This is a genomic window from Solwaraspora sp. WMMA2101, from assembly GCF_049179175.1.
Classification (GTDB): domain Bacteria; phylum Actinomycetota; class Actinomycetes; order Mycobacteriales; family Micromonosporaceae; genus Micromonospora_E.
In genome coordinates this window covers 2,963,250-2,989,158 of record NZ_JBMHMA010000006.1, presented here as the reverse complement: position 1 = coordinate 2,989,158, position 25,909 = coordinate 2,963,250, and the positions used below count along the sequence as shown (strand labels likewise).

General features: G+C 71.0%; 7 protein-coding genes. 4 read left to right on the top strand and 3 right to left on the bottom strand.

What is annotated here, in order from left to right; genetic code table 11:
• Positions 1-24 precede the first annotated feature (24 nt).
• Positions 25-582 (top strand): sigma-70 family RNA polymerase sigma factor, encoded by a 558-nt coding sequence (locus ACN28F_RS14345; RefSeq protein ID WP_289208467.1) that lies wholly within the window; start codon positions 25-27, stop codon positions 580-582.
• A 40-nt stretch (positions 583-622) separates the two neighbouring features.
• Here ACN28F_RS14345 and ACN28F_RS14340 read toward each other — a convergent pair whose 3' ends face one another.
• Positions 623-17,182, bottom strand: coding sequence for a hypothetical protein (locus tag ACN28F_RS14340; RefSeq protein ID WP_421358179.1), 16,560 nt, complete (start codon positions 17,180-17,182; stop codon positions 623-625).
• 143 nt (positions 17,183-17,325) lie between these two features.
• Between ACN28F_RS14340 and ACN28F_RS14335 the strand changes: the two genes are divergently transcribed.
• The 3 genes from ACN28F_RS14335 to ACN28F_RS14325 are packed head-to-tail and all read left to right on the top strand — an operon-like array spanning position 17,326 to position 18,997.
• Positions 17,326-18,339 (top strand): hypothetical protein, encoded by a 1,014-nt coding sequence (locus ACN28F_RS14335; protein WP_421358177.1) that lies wholly within the window; start codon positions 17,326-17,328, stop codon positions 18,337-18,339.
• Positions 18,340-18,363: 24 nt separating this feature from the next.
• A complete protein-coding gene (locus tag ACN28F_RS14330; protein ID WP_289208464.1) occupies positions 18,364-18,669 on the top strand; it encodes a hypothetical protein in 306 nt (101 codons plus the stop codon).
• 22 nt (positions 18,670-18,691) lie between these two features.
• Positions 18,692-18,997 carry a WXG100 family type VII secretion target gene (locus ACN28F_RS14325; RefSeq protein WP_289208463.1) on the top strand — a complete coding sequence of 102 codons (306 nt, stop codon included), beginning with the start codon at positions 18,692-18,694 and terminating at the stop codon, positions 18,995-18,997.
• 176 nt (positions 18,998-19,173) lie between these two features.
• Here the strand turns inward: ACN28F_RS14325 and ACN28F_RS14320 are convergent, their stop codons facing one another.
• Complete coding sequence (locus ACN28F_RS14320; RefSeq protein ID WP_289208462.1) at positions 19,174-23,703, bottom strand: FtsK/SpoIIIE domain-containing protein; 4,530 nt, start codon at positions 23,701-23,703, stop codon at positions 19,174-19,176.
• Positions 23,703-25,025 (bottom strand): hypothetical protein, encoded by a 1,323-nt coding sequence (locus ACN28F_RS14315; protein WP_421358174.1) that lies wholly within the window; start codon positions 25,023-25,025, stop codon positions 23,703-23,705. The genes ACN28F_RS14320 and ACN28F_RS14315 overlap by 1 nt, the downstream gene beginning before the upstream one ends.
• Positions 25,026-25,909: the final 884 nt, after the last annotated feature.

The window sequence follows — 25,909 nt, the reverse complement described above, 5'->3', positions numbered from 1 at the left end:
CTGCGGCCAGAGATGAGGTGTCCGATGGAGACCACCGAGGGCGATCGTCAGCCGACCCACGCCGAACTGGTGACCTGGTACGAGCGGGTGCTGGTGCCGCAGAGCCGACCGCTGCTGAGCCGGTACGCCCGGCGTCTGGTGCCCGGCGATCCGCACCGTGCCGAGGACCTGGTCCAGGAGACGCTGCTGCGGGCCTGGCGCAATCTCGCCTCGGTGGCCAGCTCCCGGTCGCCACAGGCCTGGCTGTCGCGGGTCGCCCACAACCTCAGCATCGACCAGGCCCGGCGGGTGACGGCCCGCCCCGCCGAGGTCGCCGAGGAGGTCACGGCCACCGCCTGGCAGCCGGCGGAGAGCCTGTACGACGCCGCCCTGGACCGGGCGACGCTGGGCCCCGCGCTGCGTAGCCTCTCGGCGGTGCACCGTGAGGCGCTGTTCCTCGTCTATTACCAGGACCGTACGCACCGCGAGGTGGCCAGGTTGCTGGGCGTACCCCCGGGGACCGTCAAGTCACGCACCCACAACGCCACCCGGGAACTGCAACGCGTGTTGAGCCGGTACGGCGTGACCGGCAACGCGGCCTGAGGATTCCCGTCGGCCCGGAGTCGCCAGCCGGACCGCATCTTCACGCTTTGCGGATGTCGACGGATGGCTCCACCGGCGCGCCCAGGGTGATGCGGTCGGCTCGTCGCCGGTGCAGCGCGGCGAGGCCCTCCGCGAGGCGACCAGCCAGGTCAGGGTCGACCGGCTCGTCGACCACCGGAACGAGCCGGATCCAGGCCCCCTCGCCGAGGTACCGGCCCAGCATGCCGCCGAGCTGCGCCAGCAGCGCAGGCCCGGTCGGGACCCAGGTATGCGCCGGGGAGCCGGCCGGTGGCAGCGGTAGCAGGTCTGGTCCGGCCCGGTAGACGACGACCAGTTCGCCTTCGGCGGCGGGCGGGACCGGGCTCAGGCCGGTGCCGCCCATCGACCAGACACCGGCCGCGTGGTCGATCGGCTGGAGATCACGTAGCCAGATCGACAGCCACATGTCGTCCCGTTCGATGAGATCTTCCAGGTCGTCCTTGTCCAGGCCACCGTTCTGGTTCAGCTCCAGCAGCCGCTGCAGCCGCGTGGGATCGACATCGCCGTACCAGTCGGAGTTGACGCTGCGTAGCAGTTGTTCCAGCGCGGTTTCTCCGGCGAGGAACCGGCCGTCGTCGTGGTATGCCGCCAGCACCCGGTACGCCGCCGCCAGGCGCTGCGGCGTCAGTTCGAACACCCCGTGCGCGCGGGCCACCAGGTAGCCGGCGGCAAGCAGGTTGTGCCGGGCGGCCTGCTCGCCCACCGCGCCCGTCGCCGGCGCGACCGCCGCGAGCCGCGCGGCCAGCCCGTCCAGCGCCGCGACCAGGACCGACGGATTCTGCTCGGCCGCTGCGGCACCCGCCACGTCCAGCAGCCCGGCAACCAGGTCGTGACCGGTGAAACCGAGGTCGGGGCCGCCCGTCGCCGCTGGTAAGTGGCCGACCTCGTCCACTACCGCCGCCGATCCGAAGGCCACCGCGACGGTCCGACGCTCGACGTCGCTGACCGGATGCAGCAGGTCGCCGGTGGCCTCCGGCAGCACCACGGGTCGGGGCTCCGGCCGATGCACCCGCACGAATCCCGATTCGGTCGTGGCGCCGACGTGGCTGGCCAGGGCGCGGCCGATCCACGTCCCGAGCACCCATACCGGCCACGGGGTCTGCCGGGACGGCAGCCCGATCACCACTGGCGGGTCGTCGTCGAGTACGGCCGGCGACTCGTCCGCCGGCCCGATCCACACCCGTTGGCCGACCGTCTGCACATGCCAACCCGGCATCAGCTGGTGCCGGCCCGGGCCGACGCGGTGCACGGCGACCATTTCGAAGTCCAGTACGGACTGCTGCGGTTCGGTGTGCACCGTGTAGTAGCGGGCCCCGGGGCCGAGGGAGGGACGGTGATCCCGACTGCGGGCCACGAAGTGATCCGCCACCGCCCCGGTCGGCTCGACCAGGTCGACGTCGAGCGCGAGCACCCGATCGCCGCCCAGCACCTGGGCGAGTTCCACCGCCCGCAGGGCGCTGATCGGCGCGGCAGTCAGCAACTCCACCATGGTTCCCGCAGGTAGGTCGTCCCGCAGCCGGCGCAGCACGCGGTCGGCCTGGGCGGCGTCGGTGACCTGAACCACCAGGAGCATGCCCTCCCGTCGTGGCAGCCGGGTCGGCGCCTGCGTCGTCGAGGACGACGGTCGGAGGAAGACCCCTGCGGCCCCGGCGGGCATGTGGGGGTACTTGTCCGGGGTGCCCAGGGGGATGCTGTCGTACCCGTCGGTCGGGGGCAGCTGAGCGGCCGCCGCCCCCCAACGGTGCACCGACCCGGCCTCCTGGATCCACAGGCCCAGTAGGAAAGCCTGGGCCTCATGCAACAGGCTCAGGTACAGGGCCCATACCGTGCACTCGAGTGTTCCGACCTGGCTCGCCGCACGTTGCACGCGTTCTCGGAGCCGCTCGCCGGCCGCGCTGTCCGCTGCCGCTGCCGACCACCGCCGCATCTGGGCCATCAGATCGCTTCGCTCAGCGAGAAGCTGGTAGATCGCGGCCCGGTCGGGGTGATTCAGCCCGTGCCGCGACAGCAGCTCCGCCACCTCCCGCTGCGAAGCGTCGAGCTGGCTCTCCGGCCCCTCCAGTAGCTCGCGCTGCACCTCCGGATCCTTGATCAGCCCAGCCAGCACGCCCGGGTCGCCGGTCTCGGCCACCCGCCACCGTGCCACGGTCGCTTCCTGCGTCGAGTGGAACTTCTCGTGGACCAGCACATCCCGCGAACGGTCGGCGTCCAGGTCGTACCGCAGCCGCAACTGCCAGCGCCAGCGCTCGAAGGAGGCATTGGCGTGATGCCCGGCGGGCATCTGCACCAGCCGTTCGTATCCGCGTGGCCTGGGCGTGTGCAGCAGCCAACTCATCCGGCGGTCGAGGCGCCGCCAGGCGTCCATCACGCTGCCCATTTCGTTGTCGACAAGCCGTCTGTTGTCCTGCTCCACCAACGTCGGCACCTCAGCGAGGAGCGCCTCCGCCCCCAGAACGCGGTTGGTGTAGGCAAGGTGGGTGGCGCCGAGCGAGTCGGTGGCGATCTGCTGAATGTCGTGCAGCGCCGAGTGCACCTGCGCGTCGGCGGGGTCGACGTGCACCAGCTGGGCATCAGGGTCGATGGTGGTGCCGCCGTCGCCGGTCACCACCGTCCACCCTGCCTGTACGAGGGCGGCCACGTGGGTGTCGAGCGGCAACGGTGGTTGCGCACGCACCACCCGTACCACCCGACCCGCCGGGTCCTCCTCCACACTGGCCCGGACCTGGATGGTCTGTCCGTGCACCTCCGCTTCGAAGAGATGCGAGTCGTCGATCACGATGTCGGGTTGAACGGGCGTACCCGTGGTGACGACATGCCAGACGAACTCCCGGGCCTTGTCCTGCGCCGACCGCAGCCCGGTCTGCCGGCCCAACCTGTGCAGTGCCTGCGCGACGCGGTCGTCGCCCGCTGCGTTCCAGCCGATCCGCTTTGCCTCTTCGTAGAAATGGGCGGCGTCCGGGGCAGTGAACATCCCGCTACGCGCCCGAGCGCCCGAGAACAGGCTCATCAGGGTCGGCAGCGACCCGCCCGAGCCGCCGCCCCGCAGCCTCAGCGTCGGTTCGCTGCCCGCGCCCTGCTGGTTCGCCGGACCGGTCTGCGCGCTGTCCTGCGTAACCGTCGGAGTCGTGTCGTCGGCACGATCACCACCTGGCTGGCTCGGGGCGGAGCCGCCGCCGGTCGACGGATGTGCCAGATCCGGGACGTCTGCCAGCTCGGACCCGCCGGGCGGAACGACCACGGCATCGGGAGCGGTGGACGGAACGGGGTGCAGGACCCGGCCGCCGTCCGTCGCCGGCTCCGCGTCCCGTACCGCCTCGGTGGTTCCGGTCTGCCGCGCAGGCGGGAGGGCCTCCTGCCCGACCTGGGTTCCGGCCGCCGGCTGCTGGCCGCTGGCGATCGCTGTGGGCTCGGGGTCGGGGGCGGTACCGACCGTTTCGCGCGCTTCATCCGCGACCGCCGGAGGTTCCACGGCGGCGCGCGACGGCACCTCCTTGTCCCCGGTAACCGGTGCGGAGCTGGCTCGTCCGTCAGTCCTGTCGCTCGTCGGTACCAGCGACGAGTCGAGCGTTGCGGGCGGGATGCTCTGAGAGACCGTACCCGCTGGTCCGGGTGGCGCGGCTTCGGTGGCCGAGGGTGGTGGCGCGGTGTGTTCGTGGGGGTGGGCGTGCTCTGTCGCCAGATCGGCCAGCATCGTCTCGCGGTCGGCCGTCAATCCGTTGGCGAGGATCGTGGACGCGACCGGGTCGGTACCTTCGGCCTGCATACGCTGCGCCTTGAACTCCACCCATCGCATGCGCAGATCGTCCACTGGCGGGGCGGCGTCGGTCGTCCTGGCGACAGTGGTGGGTACAGCCGTCGGCGGGTCAGTCACTTGTGCCGGCGGTGCCGTCGCTTGTTCCGGCGGTGCCGGTGGTGGTGCGGTGGCTTGGGTGACTTTTGGTGCGGTGGTGGTGTGTTTGTAGGGGCGGGCTTCGACGGGTACGCCCATCTGTTCGCTCAGTCTTGTGGCAACGCCGTCGAGCCAGCGTTTGACGTCGGCGGGGTCGAGTCCGGGGCGGATCTTCTCACTCATGTAGCGGCCGGACTTGTCGTCGACGATCCATCGTCCGGTGGCCGGGTCACGGCGTAGTTCGCCACTGATTCGTCCCTTGCCCACGTAGGCGCGGCCCTCGTTGTCGAAGCGTACGCCGATGGTGGGGTGGCCTTGCTGGTTGATGCTGTTCCTGAGCTGGTCGAGAGTGAGGTCGGGGTGCTTCGTGCGCATCGCGGCGTGGAGGTCGTCGAGCTGCTTGGCGGAGACGACGGTGAGAATCTCCTCGCTGCCGATCATGATGTCGTCGGATTCTGTGACGACGTAGTGCCAGTGGGCGTCCGGCCGGCCGGCGTAGATTTCGGGGGTGAAGTCGGACAGCGGCATCCAGGCCGGGTTGACACGCACCTGCTGGTTTCGCAGCGTGTCTCCGCTGATGCTCTGCCCGCCGGCCGGACCGGGCGGATCGACTTCGAACGGTTTGGCGCCCTTCGGTTCGACGGCAGGGCCGCTCAGCTGGTCCAACTCGACCGCTGGCTGCTTGCCCGCTGGCTGCTTGCCCGGTGGTGCCGACTCCACCGGGGCAGGTTGTTGCCTGACCATCGCCTGGTAGTGGTCGCTCCGCCGGTACACGTCGACCAGGGGCGCGGAGTCGCGGCCGAGCGTCTGAGTGTGTCCGGGTGCGTGGATGCGTATCCGGGCGTCCAACGCGGCCGCCAACAGACCCGCGAATGCCTCACCGACCGGATCCTGCCAGTGGACTTCCCAGTGTCGGACCGCCTCGGAGAGGGCGGCGAACTCGCTGGCGTCGGCCGGTCGCAGCGGGCTGAGCAGGTGCGTCACGAGCTGGTCGCGCAGCGTGCCGTCGGTGAGTGCCTGGAGTCCGACGGGATGACCGCTGGCCGTGAGGTAGTCGAACATGGCCCGCATCGAGAGCGCCTCGTCGGCCAGGTTGCGGGGCGGTGAGCCGTCCGTCGTGGGCTTGAGAGGCACCTGGCCTTCCGCATGGGCGCGGGCTTCCGCCGGGTCCCACCCTGCGGCGACCAGGTCGGCGGTCCGCTGACCGAGGTAGAGATCGCGCATCTGCGTGGCCGGTGGCAGGCCGGGGTCGCACAGGCTCGTGATCCCCGCGTCCCGCAGCCGGCCCAGCAGGGTGTCGCGGTTCATCGCGTCCACCTCGGTGCGCAACTGCAGCACCCGGTTGTTCCGGTACCCCTCCAGCGCTGCCGCTGGCACGCCGTCCGGGCCGACGGTCTGCAGATACCGTTCGACCAGGCGGCGGAGCAGTTCTGCCGCCTGACCGAGTTGGCTGGTCGACGGCACCAACCCACCCCCGTGGGCAGCCCAGGCGGTGACCTGTGCACGGACGGCCGCTGGGTCGCCGAGCCAGGCGTGCAGGGCAGGCGAGCCGAGCCCTGCGGCGGCGAGCTGAGCGCTGACCAACTCGGGAGCGCTGCCGACAGTGGAGTAGAGCTGGCAGTACCCGCCGCCCGGGGTCGGAAGTACCTGCGGCCCGTCCGTCGGTCTTCCTGTGATGCCGGTCGCCGGTGGGTGTGTGGTGGTGCCGGTCGAAAGTTGGTGTGTGGCGGTGCCGGTCGGTTGGGAACCACTGTTGGTGTGGATGTGCTTGGCGAGGGCGGCCGCGTCGGTGCCCGAGGTGCCCTTGGGGACTCCGACGTACCGGTGCCGGAAGTCGTCCAGTAGCTGGTGGTGCCGTTGCAACAGTTCCCACCAGGCATTACCGGCCCGGTCCCAGTCCTCGTGCAACCCGGGCAAGGTGGCCTCGGCGGCGACGCGTGCGGGGCTGCCCTCCGGGGCCGTGTACGCGTCGTAGCGGGCCTGGTCGAGTTTGTCCGCTGCGGAAACGAAGTTCTCCGCCGCCTTGGCCAGCTTCGCCTCATGGTCGACGATCTCGTCGAAGGCGGCGATCCGGCCGGGCGAGTCCTTGGCTTGCGCTGTGCCGTCCTTCGGGATGTGCAGCGCCGTCCGGGCGTCATGCAGGCCCATCCGCAACGAGACGTTCACCAACTCGTCCGGCTGACTGGAGCTGGTGACCGTCTTGGCTGGTGCCAGCGAGTACGACAGCGAGACGGTGATCTCGACCCGGCTCAGGTAGTCGACGGAGGCCGAGCGGCTTTCCGGCTTGACGTTGCCCAGGTCGCTGGTGGCGTTGCCGCCGCTCTCGTCAGCGGCCTGGGTGTCACCGGCGGCGACGCCGGGGCCGCCGGCTTCCAACGCCTGGTACGGGTCGTCGGCGAAGCCCCGGCCGATCAGCGGAATGCGGGGGATCCGCAGGTTCTGGGTGATGACGCTGGTGCCGGCGCTGTAGCCACCGCTGCGCTGTGGTGCGTGTTCCCGGTAGACGCCGGAGCTGACGCCGCCGAGCGAGGCGCTCTCGGGCAGCAGTTTGATGTTGATCGCCGCCTTCTGCCCGAAGATCTGGGCGCTGACCGCCGGTGGCAGGTCCAGGCCCGCTTCGGTCATGAGCTTCGGCAGGCCGGGAAGCAGGATCTCCGGGGTGAGGCTCTGGTGGATCTGATGCGCGCCGGCGTACCCCGTTGTCTTGAGCCGCTTGGCGGCATCGGCCAACAGGTCCGCGACGAGGCGTTGCACCTGGGCGACCGGGTTGAGGTCCTCGGCGCTGAACCGCGGCGGCAGCGGCATTCCGTTGTGCGTCCGCCAGCCGGGTGCCGGCTTCTCCGGCGCGACGACCTCATAGGGCACGGGCGTACCCGCCGGGGTGGACCGTGGCGGCCGGAGATCGTCGGCCCACCGGTCCTGGACCACCTTGTCGTGGATGACCAGCAGGTCGCCGTCGACGCGCTCGCCATTGTCGAAGACGGCCAGGGTGTACCTGGTGGGGATCTCCAGTTTGGCCTTGATCCCGCGACCGGAACTGAGGTTCGTGTCGATCGTCGTGGAGCCGTCGCTCTGTGCGTTCAGCACCTGGGACACCTGCCCGACGGTGTCTCCCAGGCCGACCGCGAGGTTCTCGCCCTGGTGGTTCGAGACGCCGGTGCCAGCGACTCCGATGGTGGAGGTGCTGCCGTGCATCCGCTGTCTGGTGACGCCCTGCTCGCTGGTGTGTGTGGTCTTGATGTCCAGGTCGTCGTGGTCGGCGACGAAGCCGAGGACCGTCGGTTCGCCGACGGGCTCGGCGATCAGCCGTACGTCCCAGGAGCGCTGCGTCATCCGGCCGGGCTTCATGTGCAGCACCGACACCCCGCCGTCGGTCATGGCGGACCAGTGCTGCGCCTGCCCGTCGGCGGTGAACAGGTAGAGCAGGCGACGGCGGTTCAGCATCGGGTCGTGCAGCCCCGGGCCGGAGAGCGAATCGGAGATCTTGCCGATCGACCGGTTCGTGATCCGGCCCTGCACCATGTCGAGCAGGCTCTTGACCATGCCCCTGTCGGGGCCGAGTTTGGCCGCCTCGGTGCGGAGCACGGTGGTCATCGACTCGGTCAGGGTCGGGGTCCCGTCGAAGGTGTAGAGGCCCAGGCCGATGCTGCGTCCGGGCAGCATGGTCAGGGTCGGAGGCATCGTCGGCAACCACGGTTGGCTGATCATGCCTGGGTCTCCGGCCAACTTCGGCAGCAGGCCGAGCTTCACCATGGTGGCGGCGGACAGCCGCAGGAAGATCGCATTGGCGATGGTGCCGTGCCGGGCCACCGACTTGTGGTGATGCAACCACTCGCCGCTGCGCAGGGACTGTGGGATGGCGGCGTACCGGTCCGGATCGTTGGTGATCTCCACCGCCGCAGACACCCGCATGTCGAACGCGACCAGGAACGACCGCTGCTTTCCCTTGCGGTTGTTGGCGTTGCGTTCGATCGCGCCACTGATGCTCTCGGTGTCGCGCTTTGATCCGGCGTAGAGCACCTTCTCGTACGTGGCGGGAAAGACCGCGCCGCCACCGTGGGTGGTGCTGGTGCTGGTGCCGACGCGCCGGACGTTCGCCGAGAAGTTGGCGCGCATCGCGAACTGCTTCTCGACGGTCTTGTCGGCGCTGATCTCGACCGAGCCGACCGAGGCGGATTCGTTGGTGATGGTGGCGTACGCCGGCAGCACTTTCGGGTTGGTCAATACGGCCGCGATGGCCAGGTCGGTGGCCGCGCCCTCCTCGGCGGAGGTGACCTTGTCCACGTGCCACACGCCGTCGAGCATCACGGCAAGGCCGTGGCTCTGTCGCGACTCGCCAAGCCGGTCGATCATGTTGGCCCAGACCGGCATCCCCTCGGCCAGCCCGTCCGTGCCGCGTAGGCCGCCCAACTTGGTGCGCGACACGGCGTCGGTGTACTGCTGGGCGGCGTGCAGCGCATCCCTGGCAAGCGCGGTGATGAAGGTGCTACCCGGGAAGTCCTCTACCGACAGCCAGCGGTTGACGGTCGACTTCGGTCCCGCGTCGACCCAGTCACGCAGCTCGTCCAGCTTGAGCTGGGTCCGTCGGTCCACCGCCAACGGATCGGGCCGTGGCGTCAACGTGGTCGGCAGACTGACCGGTTGGGCCAGCACCGAGGCGTTGTCGAACTGTACGGTGACCGGACGGGTCTCGACCAGTCGGAACCGGGTGAACTTCTTTCCGGCGACCAGGGCGGCCGGCTCGTGGGTCGGGTTCACCACCCTGCCCGAGTCGGTGGCCGGCCGAGGCAGCCGCTGGTGCATCACCCGCCCGAACCTGACCCGGGACTTCGGGTCCGGGCCGAGACGCTTCGTGTACGCGTACACCTGCACGGTGATCTGCAGGTCGTTGCCGAACGCCTGGGAGTCCGGGGTGCCGCCGTTGAGTCGGCTTTCCTGGCCGCCGAGCTGCGCGCCGCTGCGTCGATCGAATCGGCCACGTACCTCCACCGCGCCCCCAGGTACGAACGCGCCGGCCGTGCTGCCGGTGAGCCGGAAGACGCCACCGCCCTCGAACGCCACGGCGCCTCGCCACTGGCTGCCGGCGCTGATCTTTCCCTGGAAGGCGTCGGTGTGAGTGGTCCGTACCGCGTCGCCCTTGCTGGTGCCGAGGTGCTGGAAGGCTCTGGTGTAGCTGGCGGTCACGTGCACGATGACGTGCCGAGTGCCGATCTTCTTGGTGCGACTGAGACTGGCGATCAGACCGGTCTTGAACAGGGCACCCTTGCCCTGCCGCAACCCGGGCATGGACAGCGCCCGGTCCAACGCGTCCTGGTTGGCCTGCCGTTCGATCGCGGCACGGCTGGTAGCCATCCGTTTGACCTTGCCGGACGTGCCGAACTCGGGCAGGAAGCCACCCTCGATGCGGCGGATCAGCCCGTTCACATCCAGATAGAGCTGTTGGAACCCGCTGAGTCCGTAGATCACCGACCGTCCGCCACCGCTGAGCGCGTACGGCGGCACGTACCACTGGGTCGGGGACGGGACGAGCACGCTGTTGTCATTGAGCAGCTGGGCGACCCGAACCGCCGGTAGGTGCCCGAGCACCACCAGATCAACGGTGACCGGTGCGACGGTGCCCTCGCCGAACAACCGGCTGCCGGGCACCTCGCGTAGCCCGGCGTTGACGGTGACCCGGAAGTGTGCCTCCACCAGGACGTTGGCGATGTCCTTGAACTCGGTACCGGTCCGGGACGTGCCGCCCTGGCTGGCGGAGGCGGTCATCGAGCGGATGAAGCCACCGAAGAGTCGGGCCTGCACGTATCCAGGGCCGAACGCCCACCGGGCGGGAACCAGAGAGAGGCCCATGCCGACCCGGCTGGAATGGGCCACTTTCGTCGCCTCGCTCTGCCCCGGCTGCCAGCGGAAGGAGGTCTTGGCGACGTCGGCCAGGACGGACAGCTTCGGCACGCTCGCCGTGAGTTCCAGTGACAGTGCGTGCGCGCCGTGGGTGCTGGTGATCGTCGGCGGATGGACGACGGTGTCCAGGGCCGGCATGAGGTTGCCGAGCACGGCGGACTCCTTGAACAGGCCACGGGCCTGCCCTGACCCAAGAGTGCCTGGCCCGACGGCCTTGGTGGGCTGCAGCAGGACGAGTAGATCCTCGACCACGTCGTTCCAGGTCCCCGTCGGGTCGGCGCCCTCGGCCAGACCGATGTCCGCACGCAGGATGCGTACCGGTGTGAAGTTCTCGACCAGCATGGACGTGTGCTTGCTCGGGTCGACCGTGAGCCAGTCAGGTTCGCGGGGTGTGGCCTTGGCGATGTCGTCGACGCTGCGGAACGTCACGTCGGCCCGGACCGGTTCGCCAACGTGCCGATCGGCGGCCTTCGGGCCGGTGAGCGGCCTGGCCGGGTCCGTCACGACGACCGAGAAGCCGACCGGCGCGGCCACCAGGTGGGAGGCTGACCCGCTGCGGACGTTGTGCGAGTCGGTCAGCTTGACGCCGTCCTCGAACGACTCCAGCGGCCGGGAGAGGGCGACGTCGACGGAGCCGCCGGCGCCGTAGCCGACCCGCTGCGGGAACATCGTGCCGGCGCCGACCGACCCGGAGCCGCCGCTGGTGGACCCGTGCTTGGTTCCCGCGGACTGGTCACTGCGGGTGTCGAACTTCGCCTTGTCCTCGGACTGGTCGATGACCTTGGCCTCGGCCGGCGACCAGGTCGGTACGACGGTGACCCGGTGCCAACCGAACAGCCCGTCGCGGACGTCGAAGCTACGGCCACCGGTGGTGAAGAACGACTTGCCATCGTCGCGTAGCGCCTGCCCGATCTCGTCGGTCTGCACCGAGAGCTTCGACAGCCCCGGCACCAACGGCAGTTTCTCGGCCACCCGGGCGCGCACCGCGTCGGCGACGCTCTGTTCGAGTCCACGGATCAGGCCGTCGAGGTCGTCGATGGTCTCCGACGTGTACAGCAGGTCGGGTCGGGTCTTGTAGAGGCCCGGCAGCGGGCTGTCGACCATCGTGATCGGCGCCAGGACCGTCATCTCGATGCTCTCGTCCGGCGCGGTCACGGTGATCCTGGGCGTGGTGCTGCTCGTGACGACGGCCGCCAGCGGCGCCGGTGCGAGGCCCGACGGGGTGGACACCGTCCTGGCTGGGGCGGGCGCCACGGCCTCCTCGGTGACCGGGGGAGGGATGTCCACGCCGGAGGCCCAGAACTCCTCGGCGAGGTGGCCGGTGAGCGGGTCCGGCGCCGGCCGCGCGGCGGTGGATCCCGAGAAGTACGGCGAGAGCACCGCAGCGATCTGGCTGAGGGCCCGAGGGGTCAACACGAAGTCGTCGACGCCGTGCGGGTGGCTGCCCATCAGATCGCCGTGCTCGGGCTGGTGGGTGTCGCGCAGCAACGCGTTCGGCGGCGCCGTGCTGTCCTTCACGCCGAGCTGGTGCACGATCTCGTGGGCGTACTTGGCCGGCGACGCGCCGGCCGCCCAGGTCTGCTGGGACATCTGCGTGCCGGCCGGGGCGACCGTGATGGTGCCGCGCGCATCGGCCGGGTCGTCGACGAAGTCCACCGTCACCCGCATCGGTACGTCCCAGCCCGGCAGGTGCTGCTGGGGTGCGTTGACGTACCGCTGCAGCCCTTCGACGGTGCGCGCCTTCACCTCGGCGATCTCTCGTGCCGTGACGCCGGGCGCGGCATCGAGGTGCAGCTTGAGCGCGACGTGCATGTCCTGTTCGGTGACGGTGAGGCGGTAGCCGACGCCGACCCGCTCGCCGCTGGCCGGCGGCCGGGTGACCTTCGGCGGCTGGCCGGGGGTGGTGGGCTCGATGCGGAACGCGTCCTTGAACGGCGTCCACCGTTCGGCGTCCACCTCGATCACCCGGGCCGGGCCGGTGGGTCGGCCGTCGCCGAGCAGATCGCGTGGCGGCGTCACCAGCTTCTCGGCTTGCGTGGCGGAGGCATCGTCGGCGACGCGGCGCGGTGCCGGCAGTTCGAGGACCTCGTCGCCAGCCGTCGGCGTCGGTCGGGCCGGTGCGTCCTGCGGCTTCGTTGCCGTCGGCGATTCCGCCGATTTGGTGACTGCAGGCGTCTCCGCCGATGGGGTGATCGCCGGGGTTTCCGTGAGCTTCGTTCCGGTCGCCGCGTCCGCCGCGTTCGGGTCCGGTCTGGTCGTCGGCAGGTCGCGCGGCGGGCTCGGCAACTCATCGAGCCGGTGGCCGATCGTCGAGTCGGCAGCCTGCGGCCCGGGCGACGGTAGCTCGTCTGCGGCCCGACCGGACACCGCGGTGGCGTCGGCTCCGCGTAGCTGGGCCAACCGGTCGCCGAGGGTGGTGTAGCGCGCCGCGGTGTCGTTGCGCAGGCCCTGGGACAGCCCGCCGAGGGCCTCGTCCAGGCGGGAATCGAGTGGGCGGAGGTGGTCCGGGGAGGTGAGCGCGACGTTGATCTGGGTGGTGCTGTCCAGCCGGTGCTCGTCGAGCCGCGCGGCGTAGCGGGACAGCACCTGATCGATGTCGGCCTGATTGTCGCCGGCCCGGACGAGCGCGTCCTGCCAGGTCCGGTACTCGTCGGCGGAGAGCGGACCGGTCCCGTCGCGCAGCTGTGCGAGGCGGGCCTCGCGTTCCAACGCCGCGATGCGCGTCTCGTACCGGGCCAGCACGGCCGCGTCGGCGGCCTCGTCGCCGGACCGGGCGAACTCGGCACTCCATTCGGCCCGCTCCGCCAGCGGCATGCCGAGCACTTCCTCCCGGTGGGCGCGCAGGTCGGCGAGCCGGTCGGTCAGGTCGTCGAGGGCGCCGGGCGGCACCGTCGGTACGTCGGGCAGTTCCTCGATCCTGACCGGTGGGGTGTCCGGCCCGACGCCACGTAACGCGTCCAGCCGGTGACGCAGTTCCAGGCCGGCCAGGTTCGGGTCCGGCGTGCTGTCCCCGCGCAACGCGTCCAGGCGCTTCTGCAGGTCGTCGAGGCCGCCCGACGGCAACGTGGGCGGCGCCGTGGGTGGCTCCGGAAACGCCGGGAGCGCTACGTCGGGGCCGTCGGAGCCGCGCAGGTTGGCGAAGCGCAGCTCCAGTTCCAGCTCGGCGAGTCGCGGGTCGGGAGTGTGGTCGCCACGCAGCGCGTCGAGGCGGGCCTGCAACTCGTCGAGGTCGCCCGTCGACCCGGCCTCGTCCGGAGCCCGGCCCGGCGCGCCGTCGGGTACGACCTGGTCGTGCAACTTCTGCTCGGCGAGCTTGCCGGCGAGGCTGTTCTCGTAGTCGTTCAGCAGCCGGTGCAGTTCGTAGGTGCGTCCGGCGGCGGTCGCCCGTTCGATGTCGATGGCGTGTTGCAACCAGGTCGACTTGTCCATGCCCAGCTGCGCGGCGCGGTGATGCCCGGCGTCGACGTGCACCCGGTACGAGTCGAGCCGCTGGAACAGGGCCTGCCGGTCGATCCGGTCGTGCAGCGTGTTGAGCCCTCGGGCCGCGTCACCGTGCCGGCCCTGCTCGATCGCCGTACGAACCTCGGTGCTCAGCACCCTCAGTTCAGACCCGGGCAGGTCGACACCCCGCGCGTCGGAGACGAGTTCGGTCAACCGTTGGCTGAGTGCCTCCGCGCCGGGGGTGGCCGCCGGATCGGTGCGTGGCACGCTGGGCAGGTTCAGCAGACCGTCGTCTTTACCCGTACCGGTTGGCCCTTCAGCTCGGCCCGGCGTACCCGTCTGGTCGGGGGTCTGCGGTCGACCCGTGCCGGACTGCGGCGTGGCCGCAGACCCGGCGTCGTCGAGGCGCGTCGGACCGACATCGAGGGGAGTCTCCTCGGCGCGGACGGCGACCAGCTGAGCTTCCAGATCGGTCAGGCGTTCGACGGCGGTCGCGCGGGCGGTGGCCTCCGCCGGGGAGATCGTGGGGACGTCCGGGAACATCGCCGGGTCGACCTGGCGATGTTCGACCGCCCCGCCTGGTCGGAGCTGGTTGAAGCGGTGTTCAAGCTCCAACTGGCGGGCCGCCGGGGAGGGCGGATCGGTGCCGCGCAGCGCGGCCAGCCGGCTCTCCAGCTCCGCCATGCTGGTGCCGGGCCGGTGGGTGGGGACCGCAGGCAGTTCGGCGAGGTCGGCCGAGGCCGTCGGGCGCAGCTGGGCGAACCGATGTTCCAGGTCCAGCGCGGCGAAATCGGTACGGGGGGCGTCCGGGCCGCGCAGGTTGTCCAGCCGGGTCTGCAGCGCCTGCACCGATTCGTCCACCGTCATGGCCGGTTTGGCCGCCGCGAGGTCCACGTCGGCGGCCGGTCTGGCCGCCGCGAGGTCTGGTGCGACCGTACCGGTGCGGTTAGCCGCCGGGTTGTCGACGGTGTTGGATACCTCGCGGGCTTCGACCTTGACTCCGTCTGCGGTCCTACGCACCAGCGCCTCAGCGACCCGGACGTCCTTTTCGGCGCGGGCCAGGGCCAACGCATCCCCGGAGACGTTGGCCAGCGCGTGCTGTGCCTGTTTGAGCTGCTCCACCGCGTGCAGGTGATTGAGCTGCTGCGGCGACGGGCCGCCGGCCAGATCCAGGCGGGGCGGGGCGGGCATCGAGAGGTCACGGCTGAGGCTGGTGGGCACGGTGACCGTCGGCGGATCGAGTCGGTGCAGGCCGGTGAGCGCGGCCGTACCAGGCTCGTCGAGCAGGTTCAGCGCCTGGTGGACGGTGGTCGCGTCGGCGGTCCTGCCGAGCTGCATCCCGATCGGCGCGGGAGCGTCGACCCGGGTGATGCCCGTCGGCGCCGTCGGCGAGATCGAACCAGTCGGAGTCGGGGTGAGCGCCGAGACGGGGGTCGGCGTGGGCGAGGCCAGACTGACGTCACCGAACGCCTTCTCCGGCGCGCCGAGGTTGAACGCCACCCCGGTCTCCGAGACCCGGATCGCGCTGACCTCGCCCATGTGCAGGTTGCGCAGCTCGGCGCGACCGAAATCCGCCAGCCCTTCGACGCCGCCGACGCCCCGGTTCAGGGTGGCGCTGAGGTTGCCGATCTGCATGTTCGGCAACGTCACCGCGCCCGGCGCGGCCACCGTGGGCATGCTGACCTGATTCATCCCCACGACCGGGCCGACTGTCGGTACCTCGAGCCTGGAGATGTGGCCCAGGTCGACCGCGTGCGCGGCACCGGGCAGATTGGTCGCGGGGATCGGGGTGACCGTGCCGGCCGTTCTCGGCATCGGTACGTCCAGGTTCTGCACGCCGCGTAGCCCCGCGAGGTCATGCAGGCCGAGCGCGCCACGTGCCGCGGACAGGTCGAGACCACGGGCCGAGAAGCTGAGCTGCTGCGCCGACGGGGCGCCGATCAGCGGCTTCTCGATCAGGTCGGGAAGGTGCAGCCCGCTGGGACTGAAGTTGATCCCGCCGGCGGGCGGTGGCGCTCCGCCGGGCTTGACGACGTGCACCGTGGTGAGGCCGTTGGCGAGCCGGACACCGCCGCCGAGCGCCGCGAGTCCGTCGAACCGGGTCAGTCCGAGACCGCGACCCAGCACGCCGAGCTTGAACGCCCCGGACACTCCGACGGCGCGGATCTCATGACCGGCCAAGGGCAGGAAGATCCGTAGCCATTGCCAGCCGCCCAGCTCCCGCGCCATCAGGTTGCCGAACCTGACGGCGTTGGCGGCGATGAACCGGCCCGCGTCGGCCGTCACACCCGCGAGCTTGACCAGACCCAGCTGTCCGACGGTGCCCAACCGGACGACCGTCGCCGGGACGGTGACCAGGGTGAACTTCTCCAGGGTCACGAATCCACGAGCGGCCAGTCCGTCCATCGGGCCGACGATCCGGGGGATCATCAGCGCGCCGACCTTCACCGAGTTGGCCAGGGTGACCCCGATGTCGCCGATGCCGCGCATGGCCCCGCTGAGGCTCAGCGTCGACACCGTCCGCCAGAAGTCGTTGATGCCGGCGCGCGCCAGGGTGAAGCTGTTCCGGCTGAACTGGGTGATGTTGCGCCAGGCGGTGGTGGCCAGCTTGGTGAGGTCGCCGAGGGCGATCAGCGGTCGGGTGCTGGGGCCGAGCAGCCCGAGCAGGCCGAGCGCCAGACCCAGCGCGTTCGTCTTGCCCATGGCGAAGTCCAGGGTCGCCTTCACCGCCAGGGCGGCGTTCATCGCGAAGGCGATCAGGCCGAGCGGGCCGCCGACGAAGATCGCGACCACGGTGACGATGAGGGTCAGCCAGGTGAAGATCTCCCAGAACACCTCACAGGCGGACTTCGGCGTCACGGGTGACTTGATGTGGCCGGTGGCGTCGAGAATGGCCTGGCGAGCCGTACCCGCTGCGGTTTTGACGTCCGCGGCGGCGTTCTCCGCGGTGGTCTTGAGGGCGTTGATCCGTTCCTCGTCGTCGCCGGCCCCGGCCGCGTCGCGCAGCGCCTGGTCCGCCTTTGCCTGCGCCTCGCGCAGCGCCTCGGCGTACGTGCGGACGGCCGGCCCGGCGGCGGAGAAGGCGGTACGTACCCCGGCGATGAACCCGCTCATCTCCTTGCTGATCTGTTCGCGCAGCCAGTCTGCGGTCTTGCCGACGAACGCCCCGTCGCCGCTCTGCCGCAGCACCGCCGCGAGCCCGTCGTCGGCGGTCTTGGCGTGGCCCGCCATGACGTCCATGTAGCTGGCGACGCGCAGCAGCACGTCCGGATCGCCGGGTGTGGGGTCACCCGACAGCGTGAGCGGTGACCAGTCACCAGGCCGTACCCCCACCGGACCCTCCCGCTGCCCCGGACGCCGTCGTCATGTTCGACGTGGCGCACCCGCGTGGAGGTTCACAGTGAACCGCTGGCGGCCCCGGCCGCGTCGAACCACACAGACGGCGTACGCCGACGAGCCGGAGGAAGGGGCGCAGGGTGGCTGACCTGGTGCTCGACTACGCGCTGCTGCACAGCCTCGCGGGCAGCCTGCGTGAGCTGAAAAGCAAGATCCAGTTCGACGTGGAGACCGGCTCGCGCCGGGCAGTGGTCACCGCCGACGGGACCGTCGTCGACTCCAGCCAGGTCGGCAATTCGACCCTGTACGGGACGCTGAGCGCATTCTTCTCCGCCTGCCATACCCCGTTCAAGGACTCGATGGAGCTGCTCGACGAGCTGGCGAACACCTTCGACAGCATCGCCAAGGCCTACTTCGACCTGGACGCCGACGTGGCCGGCAAGGTGAACCTGGACCGGCTGCGGTCCAGCATCAGTGGCTGGCAGTCCGACACCGCCGCGTACGAGCGCTACCTCGACCTGAAGGACCGGGAGATCACCTTCCAGTACTACGACGAGGACGGAAACCTGGTCGACGGTTCAGTGCCGGTGTGGAGTGGCGATCCGGTGCCGGAGCCAGGGGACCCGCCCACCTCCATCGACGGCACCTCGCCGGTGGGCAGCAACCAGACGACGGCGGTCCTGGACGACGACGGCAACGTCGTCTCCGAGACGACCACGGTCACCTCCGGCGACGGGCTGACCTACACCGAGACGACCCAGTTCACCTACCGCGACACCGACGGCGACGGGAAGACCGACGTCGTCGACTACACCTCCACCATCACCCACTCCGACGGCGCGGAGGAGAAGATCGAGAAGAAGACCAACGACGACGGTTCGTTCGTGGTGACCTCCACCACCAGCGAGGGCACCACCACCAGCACGGTCACCCCGAAGGCCGACGGCGGATCGCATCAGGTGACCGTCGACCACGAAGGCGAGACCACCACGACCGACATCGTGGTGACCGGACCGGACACCGGCACCAAGACAGTCGTGGATTCGGAAGGCACCAGGACGTACACCGGCAATCCGAACACCGGGGAGTGGACGCTCGTCTCCGAGGAGTCTTCCGAGGACGACTACGTCCCCTACACCACTGTCACCATCTGACCCAGTCACCTTTGGAGCAATGCCATGCCGAACATCACCGTCGACTTCAGCAAGGTGCAGTCGGTCAACGACCAGCTCAACTCCGCCGTGACGCAGACCGTACCGCGCCTGGAGAACCTGCTCGCCGCGGTGTCCCAGCTGCTCACCAGCGACGGTGGCCTGTGGCTGCAGAAGTCGAGCCCCACCCTCAGCGGGCAGTACCAGACCTTCAACACCGAGCTGACCGCAGCGATCGAGAGTATCCGGTCCTTCGCCCAGCAGTTCCACAACATCACCGTTCAGCTCAGCACGATGGACGAGCAGATCGCCACCTCCAGCAGCGCCAGCTGAACCAGCCAACCGGAGGCATCCGATGCCCGAAGTAAATGTCGACTACGCCCTGGTCAACACCGTCGCCGGGCGGCTGACCACCGAGGGCGCGGAGATCGCCAGCGTACTGACGAACCTGCAGACCAGCGTCAGTGAGTTGCTGACCAGCCAGGGCGGCCTGTGGCTACAGCAGTCCAGCCCGGTGATGAGCACGCAGTACACCGAGTTCACCAACTCACTGACCAAGGCTGTCAGCAACCTGGAGACCTTCGCGTCGAGCTTCTCGATGATCGCGAAGAACCTGAGCGACATGGACCAGACGCTGTCCCAGCCGCCACCCGCGAGCTGACCCTCTCGACCTGCGCGGCAGGTGTCTCGCGCGCGGCCCGGTCGCCGGTGACGGCAGCCGGGCCGCGCCTCGTCTGGGCCGGCGACCCGCGTCTGGGCCGGCGGCCACGCCTGGACCGGCGGCCGCGCCTGGACCGGCGGCCGCGCCTGGACCGGCGGCCGCGCCGCGCGTCCGGGTCAGCGCAGAACGGTGTGTGGGATCGTCACCGCGCCCAGTGCACCGGTCACCGGGTCCGGCACGTAGCCGCGACCCGGTCGGCTGCCCGACCGCAGCAGCCCTGGCGGCACCCTCGCTCCGACCAGGTCACCCTCTAACGCCGACTGCGGTGCGAGCAGCACACCCTGCCGGGAACGTCGGGCCTCGGCGATCCAACCGCCCAACGACTGGGTCAGGGTCTCGGCCGTCCCCGCGTAGCCGAGGCCGAAACCGCGGTCCCGACCGGTGCCCACCACCTGACGCAGCACCGCCTCCAGCGGATTGGCGAACCCCAGCAGGTCGACATCGTCGACCAGCACCACCAACGGGCCGCCCAGCTCCTCCAGCGCGGCGGTCACCTGTGCCGGGTCCGGGGCTGCCCCCTCGATCGCCCGCACCCGGGCATGCACCGCCAACCGGCGCAACACCGACTCCCGGGGCGTCAGGATCACCAGTCCGGTACCCCCGGCCAGTAGCGACACCGCGAGCGTGGCCAGCGTGTTGCTGCGGCCGGAGCCAGGCGGACCGGCGACGAGGAAGGTGGCCTGCCGGCCAGCGAAGTCCACGTAACAGGGCGCGGCGGCATCGCCGCCGATACCGAGCAGCGCGCGCAACGGATGCCGCTGTTGCGCCGGGACCTGTGCGAACGCCTCGGCGAAGGTGACCGCGGCAGGCAGCCCGGCCACCGGGAACGGCCGGCGCGGCGCCGGCACGGCACTGTCGCGGGCGAGGGCCCGAGCCGCGATCCGGCGCATCGCCTCGACCTGCGCCGGACCGGACGGATCCGGGTCCAGCAGGGCGATCTGGATCTCCGCCTGGTCCACGGAGTGCCAGCCCCGTCCGGGCGGCACCACCTCCGGCACCCGACGATGGTTGACGCCGATCGCCGAGTAGTCGGTGCGGTCGGTCATCCGCAGCATGATCCGGTGGTCGTTGAGGTTCGCCACCCGGCCGGTCAACAGCGATCGCTCCGAGGACATCACGATGTGCAGGCCAGCGGCCGGCCCCTCCCGCAGCAGGCCGAGGAACTGGTCCATCAGCCGTCCACCGTCGTGGTCGTTGAGGACGGCGGCCAGCGAGTCCCAACCGTCGACGAGCAGCATCAGGTGCGCCGGACGCTGCGTCGGCGGCAGCGCCGCCCGCAACTCGTCGAGCCCGGCGCACGAGTGCTGAGCCAGCAACTCGTGTCGGCGGGCCAGCTCGCCCTGCAGCCGGCCCAGCAGGCGTTCCAGGCGTTCCAGGTCGGCGCGGGGCACCACCGCACCGCAGTGCGGAAACTCCGACAGCACCACCATCGACCCACCGGCCGCGTCGACGGCGTACAGATGCAGGTCGGCGCAGGACACCGACCGGGCCAGCGACGCGGCCAGCGTACGCAGCAACTGTGACCGTCCCGAACGGGAGGCACCCAGCACGTAGAGATGTCCGAGCGTGGAGAGATCACAGGCCAGCACCGGCTGGCTCTGCCGCAACGGCAGGTCGGTCAGCGCGTACGGCACCGGCGGCAGACCAGGACCGGTACGCGACTGCGGGAGGGTGAGGTCGTCCAGCAGCACGACCGGTGGCAGCGGCGGCAGCCACGGGCTCGGCTGCTGCTCGCAGCCCACCTCGCGAGCCGCGGCGTCGATCGTGTCGACCAGCACGTCCAGGTCGGTGGCGGCCAACTCGTCCGGCCCTGCACCGTCACGCGTCTGCTCCACCGGCGGCGGCAGCGCCCGACCCAGCCGCGGCCAGGGCAGCTCCGTGCCGTACACCGGTGGGGCCGGCCGGGACTCCGACGTGTCCGGGCCGGCACCCGGGTACACCCCGCCGACGTACCCGGTCTGGAAGGGCAGGGTGGACCGGTGGGCGAGCCGGGCGAGCGCCCGACCCGGGGTGGCCACCGGGATCATCGCGGCGTCCGGTACGTCGATGACGTCCGCGCTCTCCATCGGATCGGTGACCCGCAGCGCGATGCGCAGGTTGGTGTTGGCGCGGATGTCGGCGGTCACCACACCAGCCGGGCGTTGGGTGGCCAGGATCAGATGGATGCCCAGCGACCGGCCCCGCTGGGCGATGCTGACCAGCCCGGGGATGAAGTCCGGCACCTCGCGGACGAGAGTGGCGAACTCGTCGATGACCAGCACCAGCCGGGGCACCGCCGGCAGCGAGGGGTCGCGGCCGCGCATCGTCCGGTACTGCACGAGGTCCTTGGCGGCGGCCCCGGCCAGGATCTCCTCGCGGCGGCGCAACTCGGCACCGAGCGACTCCAGTGCCCGGACCACCAACGCGTTGTCCAGATCGGTGACCATGCCGAGGGTGTGCGGCAGCCGTACGCAACTGTGGAACGCGCTGCCGCCCTTGTAGTCGACCAGTACGAAGGTCAGCTCGTCCGGTCGGTTCACCGTCGCCAGGGAGACCACCATGGACTGCAACAGCTCGGACTTGCCGGCACCGGTGGTGCCGGCGACCAGCGCGTGCGGCCCGTCGCGGACCAGGTCGAGCGCGACCGTTCCGTCGAAGCCACTACCGATCACGAAGCTCGTGGAGGCGGGCTGTCGGGACCAGCGCTCGGCCAGGTCGCCAGCGTCCGGCGGGTCGGCGTCGAGCAGGTCCAGCAGTCGACTGCGGTCGGGCAACCCGGCTGTCTCGTCCGGGGTGACATCCCGCAGCGGGGCCAACGCCCGGGCCACCCGCTCGCACCACCCGGCGGTGATGATGTCCGGGCGGACTCCGGTGGCCTCGGGCACGCCGGTCTGCCGAACCGTCAACCCGTCCGCGTCCGCCCGGAGCACCGCGGTGCACTCCTCCGGCAGCAGCCGCTCCTCGGCGTCGATGCAGATCGCGAAGACCTGCACCGTCGGCCCGTCGGTGAGCACCTGCACCATGCCGGGCACGTCGCGCAGCCGACGCGCGCCGTCGACGACCAGCAGCACGTCCGGCTCGCTGAACAGGACCTGGCCGAGCTGCGAACCCCGCGCCTTGATGCGCGCGGTCACCAGGGACACCAGCTCGGCCACCCGGTTCGCCACGGTCTCCGGATCGTTGCCGACCAACGTGTAGGGCCGGCCGGTCGGGACGCCGTCCTCGGCCGGGCGGGTGTGCGGCAGCCAGCGCACCCAGCTCCACCGCTCCTCGCCAGCCTGCTCGGTCAGTACGTGGATCCGCAGGTCACGTGGGCTGTGCAGGGTGGCGGCCTGGAGGACGAGCCAGCGTGCCGTCGCGTACGTCGTCTCCGCCGCGCCCGCCAGGCCGATCACCTTGCGGTCGACCAGGTCCACGGTGACCGGCGCGTCCGGCACGGTCCAGCGCAGCTGGCGGTCCGTGTCGGGGCGGGCCGGGTCGTCCACCTCGATCAGTGACGGCTGGTCCAGCGTGCCGACCCGTAGCACGAGGTGGTCGGGATCGCGGCGGCGTCGTTCCCACAGCCGCCGGCCGGGGCCGACGGCGGTGTGCAGGACGGTCGCCGGGTCGGGCGACGACTCGCACCGGGCCAACCGCTCCTCGGCGACCGCCGCCGTCAGCTCCCGCATCATCCGGGTCCGCTTGCGCAGGTACTCGGCGAGATCCCGGCGGTACCGCTTGCGGCCGCTGCGCCGGTCGGTGTACCAGTTCGCCAGTGCCAGCACCGGACTGAGCGCCATGATCAGCAGGAAGAAGTACGACCGGAAGAGGAAGACGAACGCCAGACCCATCACCATCGGGGCGAGGATCATCAGCAGCGGGATCGGGCGGCTGTTCGGCTTGACCGGCGGGCTGGGCAGCCGTCGCCGAGCGAAGAGCAGCGGCGGCACGATCCGTGGCGGCCGGTTGAAGTCCAGCATCGGCACGTCCACGGCCGGTGTCACCGCGGCGTCCGGGGTCGGGCGCGAGACCAGCCGTAGCAGGCTGCCGCCCACGGCCAGGTCCACACCGGGCGGCCAGCGGCGGGACCCGTCACGTCTGCGTTCCGCGTCGTCGGGTTCGTCCGCGTGCGCCCGCCGCTGTTCGCCCCGGAGGTCCGACCCGCGCTGCTCAGGATGGCTGGTGGGGTACCCGGGCGTGGGCATCGCCTCGGTCTGGGCCGGAGGCTGCGGCACCGCCAGACGTACCTCGGCGCCGCCGGTGGCGATCCAGGCGCGACCCTGTTCGTCGATGGTGAGTCGCGCGGCGTGCGCGGGCACTCCCTCGCCGCCCGGATCGATCGCGGACCCGGGTGCCGAGCCGATGTCGTGGCAGCCCAGGCCGACCGGCCAGATCCGTCCGGCGCTCGGGCCGCCGACGCCGTGCACCTCCAGCCAGTGGGTCCGGGGGTCGCCCGGCAGATACCGGACTTCGCCGCCGGGCACCGGCGCACCGTCGCCCAGCCGGACCCCGGCGACCAGCCCGGCCCGACCCACCGTCCAGCCAGGGTCCAGCCGTGCCCCGTCGAGGTACCAGTCGCCCGGGGAGCCGTCCCGCTCGATGAGCGCACCCACCGGGGTGTCCGCCTCGACGTCCACGGCGATGTCCCGGTGGGCACCGCCGGATACGACGGTCAGCAGCAGGCGCACTATCGGTCCCCGGTTCGGCTGACAGGGCCTGCGGCCCGGCTGGCAGGGTCTGCGGCCCGGCCGCCAGATTCGACGCCGGAGTAGGCCGTCGGCCGTTGCCCGTCGTGCGCCTGTTCGATCAGGTCGTCGTTCGCGGTGGGCGGAACCGACGGTCCGGGCGGTGGATGGGCGGCCGGCGGAGTGGCCCCCGCCGGGACGGATGGCCGGGGGCGCTCGGGCATGGCCGGTTCTGCTGGCGCGGAGGACGCTGCGGCGAGGGCGGCGGGCCTGGGGAACTCCTCCTCGGCCCATGCCGGTGCCGGTGGCGCGGCGGGCGCGGCCCGGCGGCGGGGCAGCAGGCACCGGACAAGTGGTACGGAGTCCACGTCGAGCAGCAACTCCGGTGCGGTCACCCGACCGACCAGGTCGACCCGCAACCGCCACCGCGATCCGGGCAGGTAGCCGGCGACCAGGACCAGCAGCCCGGGATCACCGGCGACCAGGCTGGCGAGCCGCGCCGCCGTCTGCGGATCGGGCCGCCGGCAGACCAGGACGGTACGCCCGCTCGGTGCCGTACGGGTCGCGAGATCTGTCACGGCTGCGGACAGTGACATCCGGTCGACGCCGAACGCCCCGGAGCCGTCGCCGGTTTCCGCCGCGACGATCAGGCGGTGGACGCCGTGCCCGCCGGTCAGCGCGGCCAACTGGAGGCCCAACGCGGAGACCAGTCGCTGCGCCGGTGCCGGGGCACCGTGCACCGACACGATGCCGGGGGAGCGGGCGAAATCCAGCAGGACCATCGTCCTGTCCTTTACCCCTACGGCGATCGGCAGTGCGTCGCTGGCGGTCGGTGCGGAACCTGGGGGCAGTTGGCCGCGGGCCCGCCACTGACGCGGCGCGGTGACCTGCCACGGGGATCCCGGCGCCGGAGACGGCACGTCCGCGTCCGCGCCCGCGCCCGCGAGTCGCACGCTGAGCTCCCCATGGCCCGACAGCACAAGGTACGGCCAGAAATCGTCCCGTTCGGCCAGCGCCGATCGAGCCGATGCGATCCAGGCGCGGGCTGCCGGCACCGGCCCCGAGCCGGCGAAGCTCCCGGCGACCACCCGCATTCCTCGCCGGAGCCGGACGAACCCGACGATCGGTGCCGCCAGCTCCCGCGCTGCGCCGACGACGCCGCGCCGGATGCGCCGTCCGGTGCCCCGCAGGCCGTACCGGCGGTCGAACCACCGCAGCAGCACCACCAGCAGGATCAACAGCTCCAGCACGGTGAGTACGGTCAGCAGCGTCTGTCGGTTGGTGTCCAGGAAACGGCCGAGCTCGTTGAAGGACGGCGTGTTCAACCGTGCTCCTCCTCCGCCCGTGGCCGGCCCGGGTACGGCGCAGCCGCGCCCCGATGGTAGTCGCGGGCAGTGGTCGGCAGTGGCGGCCGCAGTCCGCCCCGAACGGGCGAATCCGCAGCTCAGAGCCGACCGGTGATGGTCGATCCGCCGACCGGTGCGGGAAGATGAACTCTTGGTGACGACTGGGCTCTGGGTACTTGCGGCACTGCCGGGAGGAGCGCGCCGGCAGACAAGCGTCACGTGACCGGGCTGCCCGGGAACCTACGCGGTGAGCTGGGATTTGCCGGTTCTCGTACCGACTCCGCAAGGGATCGATCAAATAGGCGGGGCCGTCGCTTCGGCCTTTCGCCGCATCCAGGTCCTGACCTGGTCGACCAGTTGTTGCGGCGTGTCGGCGGCACAGCTGGCGACGAGATTGTTCGCCGCCGCCCGGAGGAGGCACGCAGAGCCTTGACTGCCGGCTAGCCGGCTTCCGAGGTTGCCGCCCGTTGGCAGTTCGCCGACAGCAGCAACTTCATCCGTGCCTTCCGCAATCGCTACGACCAGACCTCTACCCGGTATGTCTCGACTCAAGAGGACCGGGTAGGGGCGTCTTACCGGCCCTTCGGCCGGGTGCACCATTTCTGGGGCCGGTGGCATTTGTAGGACAGACCGGACTGCCCAACGACTCCGTCAGCGCGGTCAGCGCCGCGGCAGGTACATGTGCGGCCCGCAGCCGTGCCAGCGCCGGGTCGCTGGCCGACGGGATCCGCCGCTCAAGCTCGGCCCAGACCTCCGTGAGGGCGTCGGTCAGCACCCGCAGGTCGCTGGCGTGCTCGCGGGCGCTGCGCTGTCGCGTCTGCTCCAACCGGCGCGCCCAGCCGGCGGTGACCTCGGCGATCCGC